At 42.2% G+C, this 14351-nt stretch carries 29 protein-coding genes and 1 pseudogene; all 30 read left to right on the forward strand.

Translation table 11 applies throughout. From position 1 onward, the window contains the following. Nucleotides 1-204 (forward strand): annotated as a pseudogene (locus tag ACTHRE_RS09015) (hypothetical protein); the annotation flags it as partial. A 17-nt stretch (nucleotides 205-221) separates the two neighbouring features. Then, on the forward strand, nucleotides 222-533 hold the full coding sequence (rpsJ, locus tag ACTHRE_RS09020; protein ID WP_002642322.1) for a 30S ribosomal protein S10: 312 nt from the start codon (nucleotides 222-224) through the stop codon (nucleotides 531-533). 251 nt (nucleotides 534-784) lie between these two features. Next, the gene (gene rplC / locus ACTHRE_RS09025) at nucleotides 785-1429 is read left to right on the forward strand and encodes a 50S ribosomal protein L3 (protein ID WP_004464584.1); all 645 of its coding nucleotides are present in this window, start codon (nucleotides 785-787) and stop codon (nucleotides 1427-1429) included. Then, on the forward strand, nucleotides 1429-2049 hold the full coding sequence (gene rplD / locus ACTHRE_RS09030) for a 50S ribosomal protein L4 (RefSeq protein WP_003684798.1): 621 nt from the start codon (nucleotides 1429-1431) through the stop codon (nucleotides 2047-2049). The genes rplC and rplD overlap by 1 nt, the downstream gene beginning before the upstream one ends. Continuing rightward, nucleotides 2046-2360, forward strand: coding sequence for a 50S ribosomal protein L23 (rplW, locus tag ACTHRE_RS09035; protein ID WP_002243944.1), 315 nt, complete (start codon nucleotides 2046-2048; stop codon nucleotides 2358-2360). The genes rplD and rplW overlap by 4 nt, the downstream gene beginning before the upstream one ends. Nucleotides 2361-2365: 5 nt before the next feature. After that, complete coding sequence (gene rplB / locus ACTHRE_RS09040) at nucleotides 2366-3199, forward strand: 50S ribosomal protein L2 (RefSeq protein WP_003684813.1); 834 nt, start codon at nucleotides 2366-2368, stop codon at nucleotides 3197-3199. A 5-nt stretch (nucleotides 3200-3204) separates the two neighbouring features. After that, nucleotides 3205-3483 carry a 30S ribosomal protein S19 gene (gene rpsS / locus ACTHRE_RS09045; protein ID WP_002215422.1) on the forward strand — a complete coding sequence of 93 codons (279 nt, stop codon included), beginning with the start codon at nucleotides 3205-3207 and terminating at the stop codon, nucleotides 3481-3483. An 8-nt stretch (nucleotides 3484-3491) separates the two neighbouring features. Further along, a complete protein-coding gene (gene rplV, locus ACTHRE_RS09050; RefSeq protein WP_003749277.1) occupies nucleotides 3492-3821 on the forward strand; it encodes a 50S ribosomal protein L22 in 330 nt (109 codons plus the stop codon). A 9-nt stretch (nucleotides 3822-3830) separates the two neighbouring features. Continuing rightward, on the forward strand, nucleotides 3831-4523 hold the full coding sequence (gene rpsC / locus ACTHRE_RS09055; protein WP_003684753.1) for a 30S ribosomal protein S3: 693 nt from the start codon (nucleotides 3831-3833) through the stop codon (nucleotides 4521-4523). After that, a complete protein-coding gene (gene rplP, locus ACTHRE_RS09060) occupies nucleotides 4507-4923 on the forward strand; it encodes a 50S ribosomal protein L16 (protein ID WP_003684741.1) in 417 nt (138 codons plus the stop codon). Before rpsC ends, rplP begins: the two co-directional genes overlap by 17 nt. Next, nucleotides 4923-5114 (forward strand): 50S ribosomal protein L29, encoded by a 192-nt coding sequence (gene rpmC, locus ACTHRE_RS09065; RefSeq protein ID WP_003684705.1) that lies wholly within the window; start codon nucleotides 4923-4925, stop codon nucleotides 5112-5114. The genes rplP and rpmC overlap by 1 nt, the downstream gene beginning before the upstream one ends. Beyond that, a complete protein-coding gene (rpsQ, locus tag ACTHRE_RS09070; RefSeq protein WP_003684766.1) occupies nucleotides 5114-5377 on the forward strand; it encodes a 30S ribosomal protein S17 in 264 nt (87 codons plus the stop codon). The genes rpmC and rpsQ overlap by 1 nt, the downstream gene beginning before the upstream one ends. Nucleotides 5378-5604: 227 nt before the next feature. Beyond that, complete coding sequence (gene rplN, locus ACTHRE_RS09075; RefSeq protein ID WP_002215434.1) at nucleotides 5605-5973, forward strand: 50S ribosomal protein L14; 369 nt, start codon at nucleotides 5605-5607, stop codon at nucleotides 5971-5973. Nucleotides 5974-5984: 11 nt separating this feature from the next. Next, nucleotides 5985-6308, forward strand: a complete 324-nt coding sequence (gene rplX, locus ACTHRE_RS09080; RefSeq protein WP_036493506.1) for a 50S ribosomal protein L24 — start codon at nucleotides 5985-5987, stop codon at nucleotides 6306-6308. A 9-nt stretch (nucleotides 6309-6317) separates the two neighbouring features. Next, nucleotides 6318-6857, forward strand: a complete 540-nt coding sequence (gene rplE / locus ACTHRE_RS09085; RefSeq protein WP_003684750.1) for a 50S ribosomal protein L5 — start codon at nucleotides 6318-6320, stop codon at nucleotides 6855-6857. 2 nt (nucleotides 6858-6859) lie between these two features. Then, the gene (gene rpsN / locus ACTHRE_RS09090) at nucleotides 6860-7165 is read left to right on the forward strand and encodes a 30S ribosomal protein S14 (protein ID WP_003684736.1); all 306 of its coding nucleotides are present in this window, start codon (nucleotides 6860-6862) and stop codon (nucleotides 7163-7165) included. 14 nt (nucleotides 7166-7179) lie between these two features. Further along, nucleotides 7180-7572: a 30S ribosomal protein S8 gene (rpsH, locus tag ACTHRE_RS09095; protein WP_063075320.1), complete on the forward strand. Its 393-nt coding sequence runs from the start codon at nucleotides 7180-7182 to the stop codon at nucleotides 7570-7572. A gap of 13 nt (nucleotides 7573-7585) precedes the next feature. Then, nucleotides 7586-8119 (forward strand): 50S ribosomal protein L6, encoded by a 534-nt coding sequence (rplF, locus tag ACTHRE_RS09100; RefSeq protein ID WP_070645683.1) that lies wholly within the window; start codon nucleotides 7586-7588, stop codon nucleotides 8117-8119. A 13-nt stretch (nucleotides 8120-8132) separates the two neighbouring features. Beyond that, nucleotides 8133-8486 carry a 50S ribosomal protein L18 gene (gene rplR / locus ACTHRE_RS09105; RefSeq protein WP_003749287.1) on the forward strand — a complete coding sequence of 118 codons (354 nt, stop codon included), beginning with the start codon at nucleotides 8133-8135 and terminating at the stop codon, nucleotides 8484-8486. Between the two features lie 17 nt (nucleotides 8487-8503). Beyond that, entirely contained in the window at nucleotides 8504-9022 is a 519-nt protein-coding gene (gene rpsE / locus ACTHRE_RS09110; protein ID WP_003684704.1) for a 30S ribosomal protein S5, read from the forward strand. Continuing rightward, complete coding sequence (gene rpmD / locus ACTHRE_RS09115) at nucleotides 9015-9200, forward strand: 50S ribosomal protein L30 (RefSeq protein WP_003684808.1); 186 nt, start codon at nucleotides 9015-9017, stop codon at nucleotides 9198-9200. Before rpsE ends, rpmD begins: the two co-directional genes overlap by 8 nt. 1 nt (nucleotide 9201) lies before the next feature. Further along, nucleotides 9202-9636, forward strand: coding sequence for a 50S ribosomal protein L15 (gene rplO, locus ACTHRE_RS09120; protein WP_070645682.1), 435 nt, complete (start codon nucleotides 9202-9204; stop codon nucleotides 9634-9636). Between the two features lie 13 nt (nucleotides 9637-9649). Next, nucleotides 9650-10963: a preprotein translocase subunit SecY gene (gene secY / locus ACTHRE_RS09125; protein WP_070645680.1), complete on the forward strand. Its 1314-nt coding sequence runs from the start codon at nucleotides 9650-9652 to the stop codon at nucleotides 10961-10963. A 4-nt stretch (nucleotides 10964-10967) separates the two neighbouring features. Next, on the forward strand, nucleotides 10968-11186 hold the full coding sequence (gene infA / locus ACTHRE_RS09130; protein ID WP_003684714.1) for a translation initiation factor IF-1: 219 nt from the start codon (nucleotides 10968-10970) through the stop codon (nucleotides 11184-11186). Nucleotides 11187-11204: 18 nt separating this feature from the next. After that, a complete protein-coding gene (rpmJ, locus tag ACTHRE_RS09135) occupies nucleotides 11205-11318 on the forward strand; it encodes a 50S ribosomal protein L36 (protein WP_003697674.1) in 114 nt (37 codons plus the stop codon). A gap of 67 nt (nucleotides 11319-11385) precedes the next feature. Beyond that, on the forward strand, nucleotides 11386-11748 hold the full coding sequence (gene rpsM / locus ACTHRE_RS09140; RefSeq protein WP_003749295.1) for a 30S ribosomal protein S13: 363 nt from the start codon (nucleotides 11386-11388) through the stop codon (nucleotides 11746-11748). A gap of 19 nt (nucleotides 11749-11767) precedes the next feature. Further along, nucleotides 11768-12163 carry a 30S ribosomal protein S11 gene (gene rpsK / locus ACTHRE_RS09145; protein ID WP_002216249.1) on the forward strand — a complete coding sequence of 132 codons (396 nt, stop codon included), beginning with the start codon at nucleotides 11768-11770 and terminating at the stop codon, nucleotides 12161-12163. A 19-nt stretch (nucleotides 12164-12182) separates the two neighbouring features. After that, the gene (rpsD, locus tag ACTHRE_RS09150; RefSeq protein WP_039863983.1) at nucleotides 12183-12803 is read left to right on the forward strand and encodes a 30S ribosomal protein S4; all 621 of its coding nucleotides are present in this window, start codon (nucleotides 12183-12185) and stop codon (nucleotides 12801-12803) included. Between the two features lie 25 nt (nucleotides 12804-12828). After that, nucleotides 12829-13815: a DNA-directed RNA polymerase subunit alpha gene (locus ACTHRE_RS09155; RefSeq protein ID WP_070608379.1), complete on the forward strand. Its 987-nt coding sequence runs from the start codon at nucleotides 12829-12831 to the stop codon at nucleotides 13813-13815. A gap of 24 nt (nucleotides 13816-13839) precedes the next feature. Next, complete coding sequence (gene rplQ / locus ACTHRE_RS09160; RefSeq protein WP_070608381.1) at nucleotides 13840-14214, forward strand: 50S ribosomal protein L17; 375 nt, start codon at nucleotides 13840-13842, stop codon at nucleotides 14212-14214. Nucleotides 14215-14351: the final 137 nt, after the last annotated feature.

A 14351-nucleotide genomic window follows, 5' to 3' on the forward strand; every position in this document is an offset into this window, starting at 1 on the left:
CGTCCACAATTCTACTTCCGTACTACTGACGTAACTGGTGCAGTTACTTTGGAAGAAGGCGTAGAAATGGTAATGCCAGGTGAGAACGTAACCATTACTGTAGAACTGATTGCGCCAATCGCTATGGAAGAAGGTCTGCGCTTTGCGATTCGCGAAGGTGGTCGTACCGTAGGTGCGGGTGTGGTTTCTTCTGTAATTGCTTAATTGAGGGATATTGATAAATGGCAAACCAAAAAATCCGTATCCGCCTGAAAGCTTATGATTACAGTCTGATTGACCGTTCTGCGCAAGAAATTGTTGAAACTGCCAAACGTACTGGCGCTGTTGTTAAAGGTCCGATTCCTTTGCCAACTAAAATCGAACGTTTCAACATCTTGCGTTCTCCTCACGTGAACAAAACTTCTCGTGAACAATTGGAAATCCGTACCCACTTGCGTCTGATGGACATCGTGGATTGGACTGACAAAACTACTGATGCACTGATGAAACTGGATCTTCCAGCAGGTGTGGATGTAGAAATTAAAGTTCAATAAGAACTAAAAAACCGAACAGCTTGGCTGTTCGGTTTTTTATAGAATTCTTAGGCCGTCTGAAAATTTTCAGATATTTGGCAACACTTCATCCGAAAAAAATGATGGGTTTAAGAAGTAAAATTGAAATTTTTGTTGATATTTCTTTGATTTGTCAATTATAATGGCGGACTTGGTACATCCGTATCAAGTTTAACTTTGTCTGAAAGGCAGGCCAATCGTAGCCCGCCCCTTTACTTAAAAGGAAAATAATCATGACTTTAGGTCTGGTTGGACGCAAAGTTGGTATGACTCGCGTGTTCGACGAACAGGGTGTTTCTGTTCCGGTAACCGTTTTGGATATGTCTGCCAACCGCGTTACACAAGTGAAATCCAAAGATACTGACGGCTACACTGCTGTACAAGTTACCTTTGGTCAGAAAAAAGCTAATCGTGTCAACAAAACTGAAGCCGGTCACTTTGCTAAAGCAGGTGTTGAAGCTGGTCGCGGTTTGGTTGAGTTTGCTTTGACTGAAGAAAAACTGGCTGAATTGAAAGCCGGTGATGAAATTACCGTTTCTATGTTTGAAGTTGGTCAATTGGTAGATGTAACCGGTACCTCTAAAGGTAAAGGTTTCTCTGGTACGATCAAACGTCATAACTTCGGTGCTCAACGTACTTCCCACGGTAACTCCCGTTCTCACCGTGTTCCTGGTTCTATCGGTATGGCACAAGACCCTGGTCGCGTGTTCCCTGGTAAACGTATGGCAGGTCAATACGGTAACACTAAAGCAACTGTTCAAAAATTGGAAGTTGTACGTGTTGATGCTGAACGCCAACTCTTGTTGGTTAAAGGTGCTGTTCCGGGTTCGGTTAACAGCGACGTCGTGGTTCGTCCTAGCGTGAAAGTAGGTGCGTAATGGAATTGAAAGTAATTGACGCTAAAGGACAAGTATCTGGCAGCTTGGCTGTTTCTGATGCTTTGTTTGCTCGTGAATACAATGAAGCTTTGGTTCACCAACTGGTTACTGCTTACTTGGCAAATGCCCGTTCTGGTAATCGTGCTCAAAAAACTCGTGCCGAAGTAAACCACTCTACTAAAAAGCCATGGCGCCAAAAAGGTACCGGTCGTGCTCGTTCTGGTATGACTTCTTCTCCGCTGTGGCGTAAAGGTGGTCGTGCATTCCCAAACAAACCTGACGAAAACTTCACTCAAAAAGTGAACCGTAAAATGTATCGTGCCGGTATGGCGACTATTTTATCCCAACTGGCTCGTGATGAACGTTTGTTTGCAATCGAAGCATTGACTGCTGAAACTCCTAAAACCAAAGTTTTTGCCGAACAAGTGAAGAACTTGGGTTTGGAGCAAGTTCTGTTTGTAACTAAACAGCTCGACGAGAATGTTTACTTGGCTTCACGCAACTTGCCTAACGTATTGGTTTTGGAAGCTCAACAAGTTGATCCTTACAGCTTGCTGCGTTACAAAAAAGTCGTTATCACTAAAGATGCAGTTGCACAATTAGAGGAGCAATGGGTATGAATCAACAACGTTTGACTCAAGTAATCTTGGCACCTATCGTTTCTGAAAAAAGCAACGTATTGGCTGAAAAACGTAACCAAATGACGTTTAAAGTTTTGGCAAATGCAACCAAACCTGAAATTAAAGCGGCTGTTGAGCTGCTGTTCGGCGTTCAAGTTGCAGACGTTACTACTGTTACCATTAAAGGTAAAGTTAAACGTTTTGGTCGTACTTTAGGTCGTCGCAGCGATGTTAAAAAGGCTTATGTAAGCCTGGCTGCCGGTCAAGAGTTGGATTTGGAAGCCGCTGCTGCAGCTGCAGATAAGGAATAAACAAAATGGCAATCGTTAAAATGAAGCCGACCTCTGCAGGCCGTCGCGGCATGGTTCGCGTGGTAACAGAAGGTTTGCACAAAGGTGCACCTTATGCGCCTCTGCTGGAAAAGAAAAATTCTACTGCCGGTCGTAACAACAATGGTCATATCACTACCCGTCATAAAGGTGGTGGCCATAAACATCATTACCGCGTTGTAGATTTCAAACGTAACAAAGACGGTATCCCTGCGAAAGTAGAGCGTATCGAATATGACCCTAACCGTACTGCATTTATCGCACTGTTGTGCTATGCAGATGGTGAGCGTCGCTACATCATTGCTCCTCGTGGTATTCAAGCAGGTGCAGTATTGGTTTCCGGTGCTGAGGCTGCTATCAAAGTAGGTAACACTCTGCCGATCCGCAATATTCCTGTTGGTACAACTATTCACTGTATCGAAATGAAACCAGGTAAAGGTGCGCAAATTGCGCGTTCTGCTGGTGCTTCTGCGGTATTGCTTGCAAAAGAAGGTGCTTACGCACAAGTTCGTTTGCGTTCTGGTGAAGTACGCAAAATTAGCGTAAATTGCCGTGCAACTATCGGTGAAGTTGGTAACGAAGAACAAAGCCTGAAAAAAATCGGTAAAGCTGGTGCTAACCGCTGGCGTGGTATTCGTCCGACCGTTCGTGGTGTTGTAATGAACCCTGTTGATCACCCACATGGTGGTGGTGAAGGCCGTACTGGTGAGGCTCGCGAACCGGTTAGCCCATGGGGTACTCCTGCTAAGGGCTACCGCACTCGTAATAACAAACGCACGGATAACATGATTGTTCGTCGTCGTTACTCAAATAAAGGTTAATTAGTATGGCTCGTTCATTAAAAAAAGGCCCATATGTAGACCTGCATTTGCTGAAAAAAGTAGATGCTGCTCGTGCAAGCAACGACAAACGCCCAATTAAAACTTGGTCACGTCGTTCTACCATTTTGCCTGATTTTATCGGTCTAACTATCGCTGTTCACAACGGTCGCACTCACGTGCCTGTGTTCATCAGCGACAATATGGTTGGTCATAAATTAGGTGAGTTCTCATTGACCCGTACCTTTAAAGGCCACTTGGCTGATAAAAAGGCTAAAAAGAAATAAGGTGAATCATGAGAGTAAGTGCACAACATAAAAACGCCCGTATTTCAGCTCAAAAAGCTCGTTTGGTGGCTGATTTAATTCGTGGTAAAGACGTTGCTCAAGCTTTGAATATCTTGGCATTCAGCCCTAAAAAAGGTGCTGAGCTGATTAAAAAAGTATTGGAATCAGCAATCGCCAATGCCGAGCACAACAATGGTGCTGATATTGACGAATTGAAAGTGGTAACTATCTTTGTTGACAAAGGCCCAAGCTTGAAACGTTTCCAAGCTCGTGCCAAAGGTCGCGGTAACCGCATCGAGAAACAAACTTGTCATATTAATGTGACAGTGGGCAACTAAGGAAAAGCTATGGGACAAAAGATTAACCCTACAGGCTTTCGCCTGGCGGTAACTAAAGACTGGGCTTCAAAATGGTTTGCTAAAAGCACCGACTTTTCTACTGTTTTGAAACAAGATATTGATGTTCGTAATTACTTGCGTAAAAAACTGGCCAATGCTTCAGTTGGTCGCGTAGTGATCGAACGTCCTGCAAAATCTGCGCGTATTACCATTCACTCTGCTCGTCCAGGTGTGGTTATTGGTAAAAAAGGTGAGGATATCGAAATCTTGAAACGTGACTTGCAAGCTCTGATGGGTGTGCCTGTTCATGTAAATATTGAAGAGATTCGTCGTCCTGAATTGGATGCGCAAATCATTGCTGATGGTATTGCCCAGCAGCTTGAAAAACGTGTTCAATTCCGTCGCGCTATGAAACGTGCAATGCAAAATGCAATGCGTTCTGGTGCTAAAGGCATCAAGATCATGACTTCAGGCCGTCTGAATGGTGCTGATATCGCTCGTAGCGAATGGTACCGTGAAGGTCGTGTACCTTTGCATACTTTGCGTGCGAACGTAGATTATGCAACTAGCGAAGCACACACTACTTATGGTGTACTGGGTCTGAAAGTTTGGGTTTATACAGAAGGTAATATTAAATCTTCTAAACCTGAGCATGAGAAGAAACAAAGAAAGGCAGGTGGACGTAATGCTGCAGCCAACTAGACTGAAATATCGCAAGCAACAAAAAGGCCGTAACACCGGTATTGCTACTCGCGGTAACAAAGTAAGTTTCGGTGAGTTCGGTTTGAAAGCCGTAGGCCGTGGTCGTTTGACTGCCCGCCAAATCGAAGCTGCTCGTCGTACTATGACTCGTCATATTAAACGTGGCGGTCGTATTTGGATCCGTGTATTCCCTGATAAACCAATTACTGAGAAACCTATCCAAGTTCGTATGGGTGGCGGTAAAGGTAATGTGGAATATTACATTGCTGAAGTTAAACCAGGCAAAGTATTGTACGAAATGGACGGTGTTCCTGAGTCTTTGGCTCGTGAAGCATTTGAATTGGCCGCTGCCAAATTGCCTATTCCTACAACCTTTGTAGTAAGACAGGTGGGTCAATAATGAAAGCAAATGAATTGAAAGACAAATCTATTGAGCAATTAAACTCTGATTTGTTGGACTTGTTGAAAGCTCAGTTTGGCTTACGCATGCAAAATGCAACCGGTCAGTTGGGTAAATCTAGCGAGTTGAAACGTGTACGTCGCGATATTGCTCGTATTAAAACCATTTTAACTGAAAAAGGTGCTAAGTAATGAGCGAAGCTAAAAATGTTCGTACTTTGCAAGGCAAAGTGGTAAGCGACAAAATGGACAAAACTGTTACAGTATTGGTTGAACGTAAAGTTAAACACCCTTTGTACGGTAAAATTATTCGTTTATCAACTAAAATCCATGCTCATGATGAAAACAATCAATATGGCATTGGTGATGTAGTGGTAATCGAGGAATCTCGTCCTTTGTCAAAAACCAAGTCTTGGGTTGTAAAAGAATTGGTTGAGAAAGCGCGTACTGTTTGATTTAAAACACAGTAATGTAGCTTAATAAGAAACGAAGTCTTGCAGCAAAGTTAATTTGCGTGTAAACTTCGTTTCTTATCTTCCAGCTTCTTATGGAAGTTTCTCTCCCTTCGGGATCCAAGACTGGTTTACTAGAACCGTGATGGTTTCATTTAATAAGCAGCTTAAAGTAAGGTGCGAGTTATATGAAAGTGGTAAATTAAGTTGGTTAATTTAAAGGTACTAATATGATTCAAATGCAGACCATCTTAGATGTGGCTGATAACTCTGGTGCGCGTCGCGTAATGTGCATCAAAGTATTAGGCGGATCTAAGCGTCGCTACGCTTCTGTTGGCGATATTATTAAAGTTGCAGTTAAAGATGCAGCCCCACGTGGTCGTGTCAAAAAAGGTGATGTATACAATGCGGTAGTTGTTCGTACTGCTAAAGGTGTGCGTCGTCCTGATGGTGCGTTAATTAAATTCGATAACAATGCTGCTGTGTTGTTGAATAATAAACTTGAACCTCTGGGTACTCGTATTTTTGGTCCGGTAACCCGTGAATTGCGTACTGAGCGATTTATGAAAATCGTTTCATTGGCGCCTGAAGTATTATAAGGAATAGCGCGATGAATAAAATCATTAAAGGCGATCAGGTTGTAGTGATTACCGGTAAAGATAAAGGTAAGCAAGGTCAAGTAGTTCGAGTATTGGGTGATAAAGTTGTTGTTGAGGGTGTTAATGTTGTAAAACGCCATCAAAAACCTAATCCAATGCGCGGTATTGAGGGTGGCATTATTACTAAAGAAATGCCTTTGGATATTTCTAATGTTGCAATCCTGAATCCGGAAACTAATAAAGCAGACCGTGTTGGTATTAAGCTGATTGAAAATGAAGGCAAAGTTAAACGCGTTCGTTTCTTCAAATCAAATGGCTCTATCATTGGAGCATAAGGAGATAACATGGCTCGTTTGAGAGAGTTTTATAAAGATACAGTTGTTCCTGAATTGGTTAAACAATTTGGTTACAAATCAGTAATGGAAGTTCCACGTATTGAAAAAATCACCTTGAATATGGGTGTGGGTGAAGCTGTTGCTGATAAAAAAGTTATGGAACACGCTGTTTCTGATTTAGAGAAAATTGCTGGTCAAAAACCAGTTGTTACTGTTGCTCGTAAATCTATCGCGGGTTTTAAAATCCGTGATAACTATCCAGTTGGTTGCAAAGTAACTTTGCGTCGTGATCAAATGTTTGAATTCTTGGATCGTTTGATTACTATTGCGTTGCCTCGCGTACGTGACTTCCGTGGTGTAAGCGGTAAATCATTTGATGGTCGTGGCAATTACAATATGGGCGTTCGTGAGCAAATTATTTTCCCGGAAATTGAATACGATAAAATCGATGCTTTGCGTGGTTTGAATATTACTATTACAACTACTGCAAAAACTGATGAAGAAGCGAAAGCTTTGTTGTCACTGTTCAAGTTTCCGTTTAAAGGATAATCATGGCTAAGAAAGCACTTATTAATCGTGAGCTGAAACGTCAAGCATTGGCGAAAAAGTTTGCAGCTAAACGTGAGGCAATTTTCGCTGTTATTAATGATGCTAATGCGACTGAAGAAGAACGTTTTGAAGCACGTTTGAAATTTCAATCCATTCCTCGTAATGCAGCACCTGTACGTCAACGTCGTCGTTGTGCTTTAACAGGTCGTCCTCGTGGCACTTTCCGTAAATTTGGTTTGGGCCGTATTAAAATCCGTGAAATCGCTATGCGTGGCGAGATCCCTGGTGTTGTTAAAGCTAGCTGGTAATAGGAGTATAAATAATGAGTATGCATGATCCTATTTCCGATATGTTGACTCGTATTCGCAATGCGCAACGTGCTAATAAAGCAGTAGTTGCCATGCCTTCCTCTAAACTGAAATGTGCAATTGCAAAAGTTTTGAAAGAAGAAGGTTATATCGAGGATTTTGCGGTTTCTGCTGATGCAAAACCGGTATTGGAAATTCAATTGAAATACTATGCAGGTCGTCCTGTGATTGAGCAAATTAAACGTGTTTCACGTCCAGGTTTGCGTATTTACAAAGCATCAAGTGAGATCCCTAGCGTAATGAATGGCCTGGGTGTCGCTATTGTTAGTACTTCTAAAGGTGTAATGACTGATCGCAAAGCCCGTTCTGAGGGTGTTGGTGGTGAGTTGTTGTGCATCGTAGCCTAGTGGAGAAAAGTAAATGTCACGCGTCGCAAAAAACCCAGTGACTGTTCCTGCTGGTGTAGAAGTAAAATTCGGAACAGATGCATTGGTTATCAAAGGTAAAAACGGCGAATTGTCTTTTCCTTTGCATTCCGATGTTGCTATTGAACTGAACGATGGTAAATTGACTTTTGCTGCAAAAAATGACAGTAAACAGGCTAATGCTATGTCTGGTACTGCTCGTGCATTGGTTAATAACATGGTTAAGGGTGTTTCTGAAGGTTTTGAGAAAAAACTTCAATTGATTGGTGTGGGTTATCGTGCCCAAGCTCAAGGCAAAGTTCTGAACTTGTCTTTGGGTTTCTCTCATCCAATCGTATACGAAATGCCTGAAGGTGTTTCTGTTCAAACCCCTAGCCAAACAGAAATCGTTTTGACTGGTGCAGATAAACAAGTGGTTGGCCAAGTCGCTGCTGAAGTTCGTGCATTCCGTTCTCCTGAGCCTTATAAAGGTAAAGGTGTTCGTTATGTAGGTGAAGTAGTAGTGATGAAAGAAGCCAAGAAAAAATAATTGAGGTTCACTAATGGATAAACATACAACCCGACTCCGTCGTGCACGCAAAACCCGTGCGCGTATTGCGGACTTGAAAATGGTAAGATTATGTGTGTTCCGCAGCAATAATCATATTTATGCTCAAGTAATTAGTGCTGAAGGTGATAAAGTATTGGCTCAAGCCTCTACATTGGAAGCTGAAGTACGTAGTAGCCTGAAATCAGGTAGCAACGTTGAAGCAGCGGCTGTAGTTGGTAAGCGTATTGCTGAAAAAGCTAAAGCAGTGGGTGTTGAAAAAGTTGCTTTTGACCGTTCAGGTTTCCAATATCACGGTCGTGTGAAAGCTTTAGCTGAAGCTGCACGTGAAAATGGTTTAAGCTTCTAATATTTGGAGACTTTCAGATGGCAAAACATGAAATTGAAGAACGCGGTGACGGCCTGATTGAAAAGATGGTCGCAGTTAATCGCGTGACTAAAGTAGTTAAAGGTGGCCGTATCATGGCTTTCTCTGCACTGACTGTTGTTGGTGATGGTGATGGCCGCATCGGTATGGGCAAAGGTAAATCAAAAGAAGTACCAGTTGCTGTTCAAAAAGCAATGGATCAAGCTCGACGCTCTATGATTAAAGTACCTTTGAAAAATGGTACTATTCATCATGAGGTTATTGGCCGTCATGGTGCTACTAAGGTATTTATGCAACCTGCTAAAGAAGGTAGCGGTGTAAAAGCTGGTGGTCCAATGCGTTTAGTATTTGATGCTATGGGTATCCATAACATTTCAGCTAAAGTACATGGTTCTACTAATCCTTACAATATTGTACGCGCTACATTAGACGGTTTGTCTAAACTGTATACCCCTGCTGATATTGCTGCTAAACGTGGCTTGACAGTAGAAGATATTTTGGGAGCTAACCATGACTGAGCAAAAAAAGATTAAAGTTACATTGGTTAAGAGCCTGATTGGTACAATTGAATCTCATCGTGCATGTGCTCGTGGTTTAGGTTTGCGCCGCCGTGAACATACTGTAGAGGTTTTGGATACCCCTGAAAACCGTGGCATGATCAATAAAATCAGCTACTTGTTGAAAGTGGAGTCTTAATATGTTTTTGAATACTATTCAACCTGCTGAGGGTGCTACTCACGCTAGTCGTCGTGTAGGCCGTGGTATTGGTAGCGGCTTGGGTAAGACAGGTGGTCGTGGTCATAAAGGTCAAAAAAGCCGTTCTGGTGGCTTCCACAAGGTAGGTTTTGAAGGCGGTCAAATGCCTTTGCAACGCCGTCTGCCGAAACGTGGTTTCAAATCTTTGACTGCTGCCGCTAATGCTGAAGTTCGTTTGAGTGAATTAAATCTGATTGCTGTGAACGAGATTGATGTCTTGGTTCTTAAACAAGCTGGTCTGATTTCTGCAACTGCTTCTAATGTAAAAGTTATTGCTTCTGGTGAAATTTCAAAAGCAGTTACCTTGAAAGGTGTAAAAGCTACTAAAGGTGCTAAAGCTGCTATTGAAGCTGCCGGTGGTAAAGTAGAAGAATAAGGCTTGCACTACAGTGGCTAATCAACAATCTTTATCAGGATTATCCAAATTTGGTGATCTGAAAAAACGTCTGGTGTTCCTTTTAGGTGCTTTAGTCGTTTTCCGTATTGGTGCTCATATACCGGTACCGGGCGTAGATGCTGTTGCATTAGCTAAGTTATACGAAGGCGCTGCAAACGGCATATTCGGAATGTTAAATATGTTCTCGGGTGGTTCGTTGGAGCGCTTTAGTATATTTGCAATTGGTATCATGCCTTATATTTCGGCATCGATTATTGTTCAGCTTGCTTCTGAAATTGTTCCTTCTTTAAAAGCTTTGAAGAAGGAAGGTGAGGCTGGTAGGAAAATAATTACGAAATATACTAGGTATGGGACGGTATTATTGGCTGTATTGCAAAGCTTTGGTGTTGCAACATTTGTTTATCAACAAGGTGTTGTTGTAACGAGTTCGCTTGAGTTTCATATTTCTACAGTAGTCTGTTTGGTTACAGGTACTATGTTTCTGATGTGGTTAGGGGAGCAAATTACCGAGCGTGGTATTGGTAATGGTATTTCTTTAATTATTACAGCAGGCATTGTATCGGGTATTCCATCCGGTATTGTCCGGATGCTAACTTTGACTGAACAAGGCTCTATGAGTATGTTGATGGCGGTATCAATTGTGATTGGTATTTTGCTGTTGATCTATGCTGTAGTTTATTTTGAGAGTGCTCAGCGTAAAGTTCCTGTGCATTATGCTAAAAGACAGTTTGGCTCTGGAATGATGCCAGGACAAAGCATTCATATGCCGTTCAAGCTAAATATGGCAGGTGTTATTCCTCCTATTTTTGCTTCCAGTATCATTTTATTTCCGTCTACACTTTTAGGTTGGTTTGGTTCAAATAGTACGAATTCTGTTCTTCATAAGGTTGCTGCAATGCTGCAACACGGACAGCCTTTATATATTGTATTATTTGCCACAACTATTATCTTCTTCTGCTATTTCTATACTGCTTTAGTATTTAGCCCTAAAGAGATGGCTGAAAATTTGAAGAAGAGTGGTGCATTTGTGCCAGGTATTCGCCCTGGTGAGCAAACCTCTAGATATTTGGAAAAAGTTGTACTGAGACTGACATTATTTGGTGCTTTGTATATCACTACAATCTGTCTGATACCTGAATTTTTAACGACAGCATTGAAGGTTCCTTTCTATTTAGGTGGAACATCTCTGCTCATTTTGGTTGTCGTTACAATGGATTTTAGGACACAAATCAATTCATATCGAATGAGTAGTCAGTATGAAGACTTGATGAGTCGTCCAGATATGAAATCTTTGTCACGTAAGTAGGCTTATGGCTAAAGAAGATACCATACAGATGCAGGGCGAAATCCTTGAGACTTTGCCCAATGCAACATTTAAAGTAAAACTGGAAAATGATCATGTAGTACTTGGTCATATATCTGGCAAAATGCGGATGCACTATATCCGTATTTCTCCAGGTGATAAGGTAACAGTTGAATTAACTCCTTATGATTTAACCCGTGCTCGGATTGTTTTCCGAGCAAGATAAACGATAAAAGGAAATAAAATGCGTGTACAACCTTCTGTAAAGAAAATTTGTCGCAATTGCAAGATTATTCGTCGTAATCGTGTAGTTCGCGTAATTTGTACTGACCCACGTCACAAACAACGTCAAGGTTAAGAAGCTAGTTTTCTTAACTATTGATTTTGTGGTATAGTGACATACTTTGCCCTAAAAAGGAAAAAATATGGCTCGTATTGCAGGGGTAAATATCCCTAATAATGCCCATATCGTAATCGGCCTTCAGGCTATTTATGGTATTGGTGCGACTCGTGCTAAATTGATTTGTGAGGCAGCAAATATTGCTCCTACTACTAAAGCAAAAGATTTGGACGAGGCTCAATTAGACGCTTTGCGTGAGCAAGTTGCTAAATATGAAGTTGAAGGCGATTTGCGTCGTGAAGTAACGATGAGCATTAAACGACTGATGGATATGGGTTGCTATCGCGGCTTCCGTCATCGTCGTGGCTTGCCTTGTCGTGGTCAACGCACTCGCACAAATGCTCGTACCCGTAAAGGTCCGCGCAAAGCGATTGCCGGTAAGAAATAAATTTTAAGGAATTTGATTAATGGCTAAAGCAAACACAGCTTCGCGTGTACGTAAAAAAGTACGTAAAACCGTAAGCGAAGGTATTGTGCACGTTCATGCATCTTTCAACAATACCATCATTACAATCACTGACCGTCAAGGCAATGCATTGTCTTGGGCTACCTCTGGCGGCGCTGGTTTTAAAGGTTCTCGTAAAAGTACACCATTTGCAGCACAAGTTGCAGCAGAAGCAGCTGGTAAAGTTGCCCAAGAGTATGGCGTTAAAAATTTAGAAGTTCGCATTAAAGGCCCTGGTCCTGGTCGTGAATCTTCTGTACGTGCTTTAAACGCTCTTGGTTTCAAGATTACCAGCATTACTGACGTTACCCCGTTGCCTCATAACGGTTGCCGTCCGCCTAAAAAACGTCGTATTTAATATTGGAGTGATTTAAAACATGGCACGTTATATTGGCCCTAAATGTAAATTAGCACGTCGCGAAGGTACGGATCTGTTTTTGAAGAGTGCACGTCGCTCTTTGGATTCCAAATGTAAAATGGATTCTGCACCTGGTCAACACGGTGCGAAAAAACCACGTTTGTCAGACTACGGTTTGCAATTACGTGAAAAACAAAAAATCCGTCGTATTTATGGCGTATTAGAGCGTCAATTCCGTCGTTACTTCGCGGAAGCAGCTCGTCGTAAAGGCTCTACCGGTGAACTGCTGTTGCAATTGCTGGAGTCTCGTTTGGACAATGTCGTTTACCGTATGGGTTTCGGCTCTACTCGCGCTGAAGCACGTCAATTGGTTTCTCACAAAGCTATCGTCGTAAACGGTCAAGTTGTTAATATCCCTTCTTTCCAAGTTAAAGCAGGTGATGTTGTAGCTGTTCGTGAAAAAGCTAAGAAACAAGTACGTATCCAAGAAGCATTGAGCCTGGCTACTCAAATTGGCTTGCCAAGCTGGGTATCTGTTGATGCCGACAAATTGGAAGGCGTATTCAAAAATATGCCGGATCGCTCAGAATTGTCTGGCGATATTAATGAACAGCTGGTGGTAGAGTTCTACTCTAAATAATGCTAGCTCAATGAGGGACAGTTAAATGCAAAATAGCACAACCGAATTTTTGAAACCTCGTCAAATCGATGTAGATACTTTGTCTTCCACACGGGCCAAGGTGTCTATGCAGCCATTTGAACGTGGTTTTGGTCATACTTTAGGTAATGCTTTGCGTCGTATCTTACTGTCATCCATGAATGGCTTTGCCCCAACTGAAGTAGTTATTTCCGGCGTATTGCACGAATACTCTACTATTGATGGTGTTCAAGAGGATGTTGTTGACGTTCTCTTGAACATTAAAGGTATCGTATTCAAGCTTCACGGTCGTAATCAAGTTCAGTTGACTTTGAAAAAAACAGGTGCCGGTGCTGTTGTAGCCGGTGATATTGATTTGCCACACGATGTGGAAATCATCAATCCTGAACATGTTATTTGCCACTTGTCCGACAATGGCCAAATCGACATGGAAATTAAAGTAGAGCAAGGTCGTGGTTATCAATCTGTTTCAGGCCGTCGCGTATTGCGTGATGAGAATAAACAGATTGGTGCGATTCAGTTGGATGCGAGCTTTTCGCCCATCAGTCGTGTTAGCTTTGAAGTTGAACCTGCACGCGTAGAGCAACGCACGGATTTAGATAAATTGGTTTTGGATATTGAAACCAATGGTTCTATTGATCCAGAAGAAGCTGTACGTAGTGCCGCACGTATCTTAATTGACCAAATGTCTATTTTTGCAGATCTGCAAGGTACTCCGGTTGAAGAGGTTGAAGAAAAAGCGCCTCCTATCGATCCTATCTTGCTGCGTCCTGTAGATGATTTGGAATTAACCGTACGTTCAGCTAATTGTCTGAAAGCTGAAGATATTTACTATATTGGCGATTTGATTCAACGTACTGAAACCGAGCTTCTCAAGACCCCTAATTTGGGTCGTAAATCTTTGAATGAGATCAAAGAAGTGTTGGCCTCTAAAGGTCTGACATTAGGTTCCAAATTAGAAGCTTGGCCGCCTGTAGGCTTAGAAAAGCCGTAAGTTTGAAGATTAAAGGATAATGACATGCGTCATCGTAATGGCAACCGCAAATTAAACCGTACTAGCAGCCACCGTGCTGCGATGCTGCGCAATATGGCGAATTCCTTGTTGACTCACGAAACCATCGTGACAACTTTGCCTAAAGCAAAAGAATTGCGCCGCGTAGTTGAGCCCTTGATCACCTTGGGTAAAAAACCTTCTTTGGCAAACCGTCGTTTGGCTTTTGACCGCACTCGCGATCGTGATGTTGTAGTTAAATTGTTTGACGAATTAGGTCCACGCTTTGCTGCTCGTAACGGCGGCTATGTTCGTGTACTGAAATACGGTTTCCGTAAAGGCGACAATGCTCCTTTGGCATTGGTTGAATTGGTTGAAAAAGCAGCTGATTCTGCTGAATAAGCAAATTGATATGAAAGCACTACCTGTTTAGGTGGTGCTTTTTTATTTGAATAGCCTCTTTCTCATTTCGCAGTGCTACAATGTCTTCCAGCAAGATACGTAGCCAGTCCGCGTTGTAGCTCCCTTTCTCATTTCGC

It is taken from the genome of Neisseria sp. P0001.S007, from assembly GCF_051963655.1.
GTDB classification, from domain to species: domain Bacteria; phylum Pseudomonadota; class Gammaproteobacteria; order Burkholderiales; family Neisseriaceae; genus Neisseria; species Neisseria subflava_A.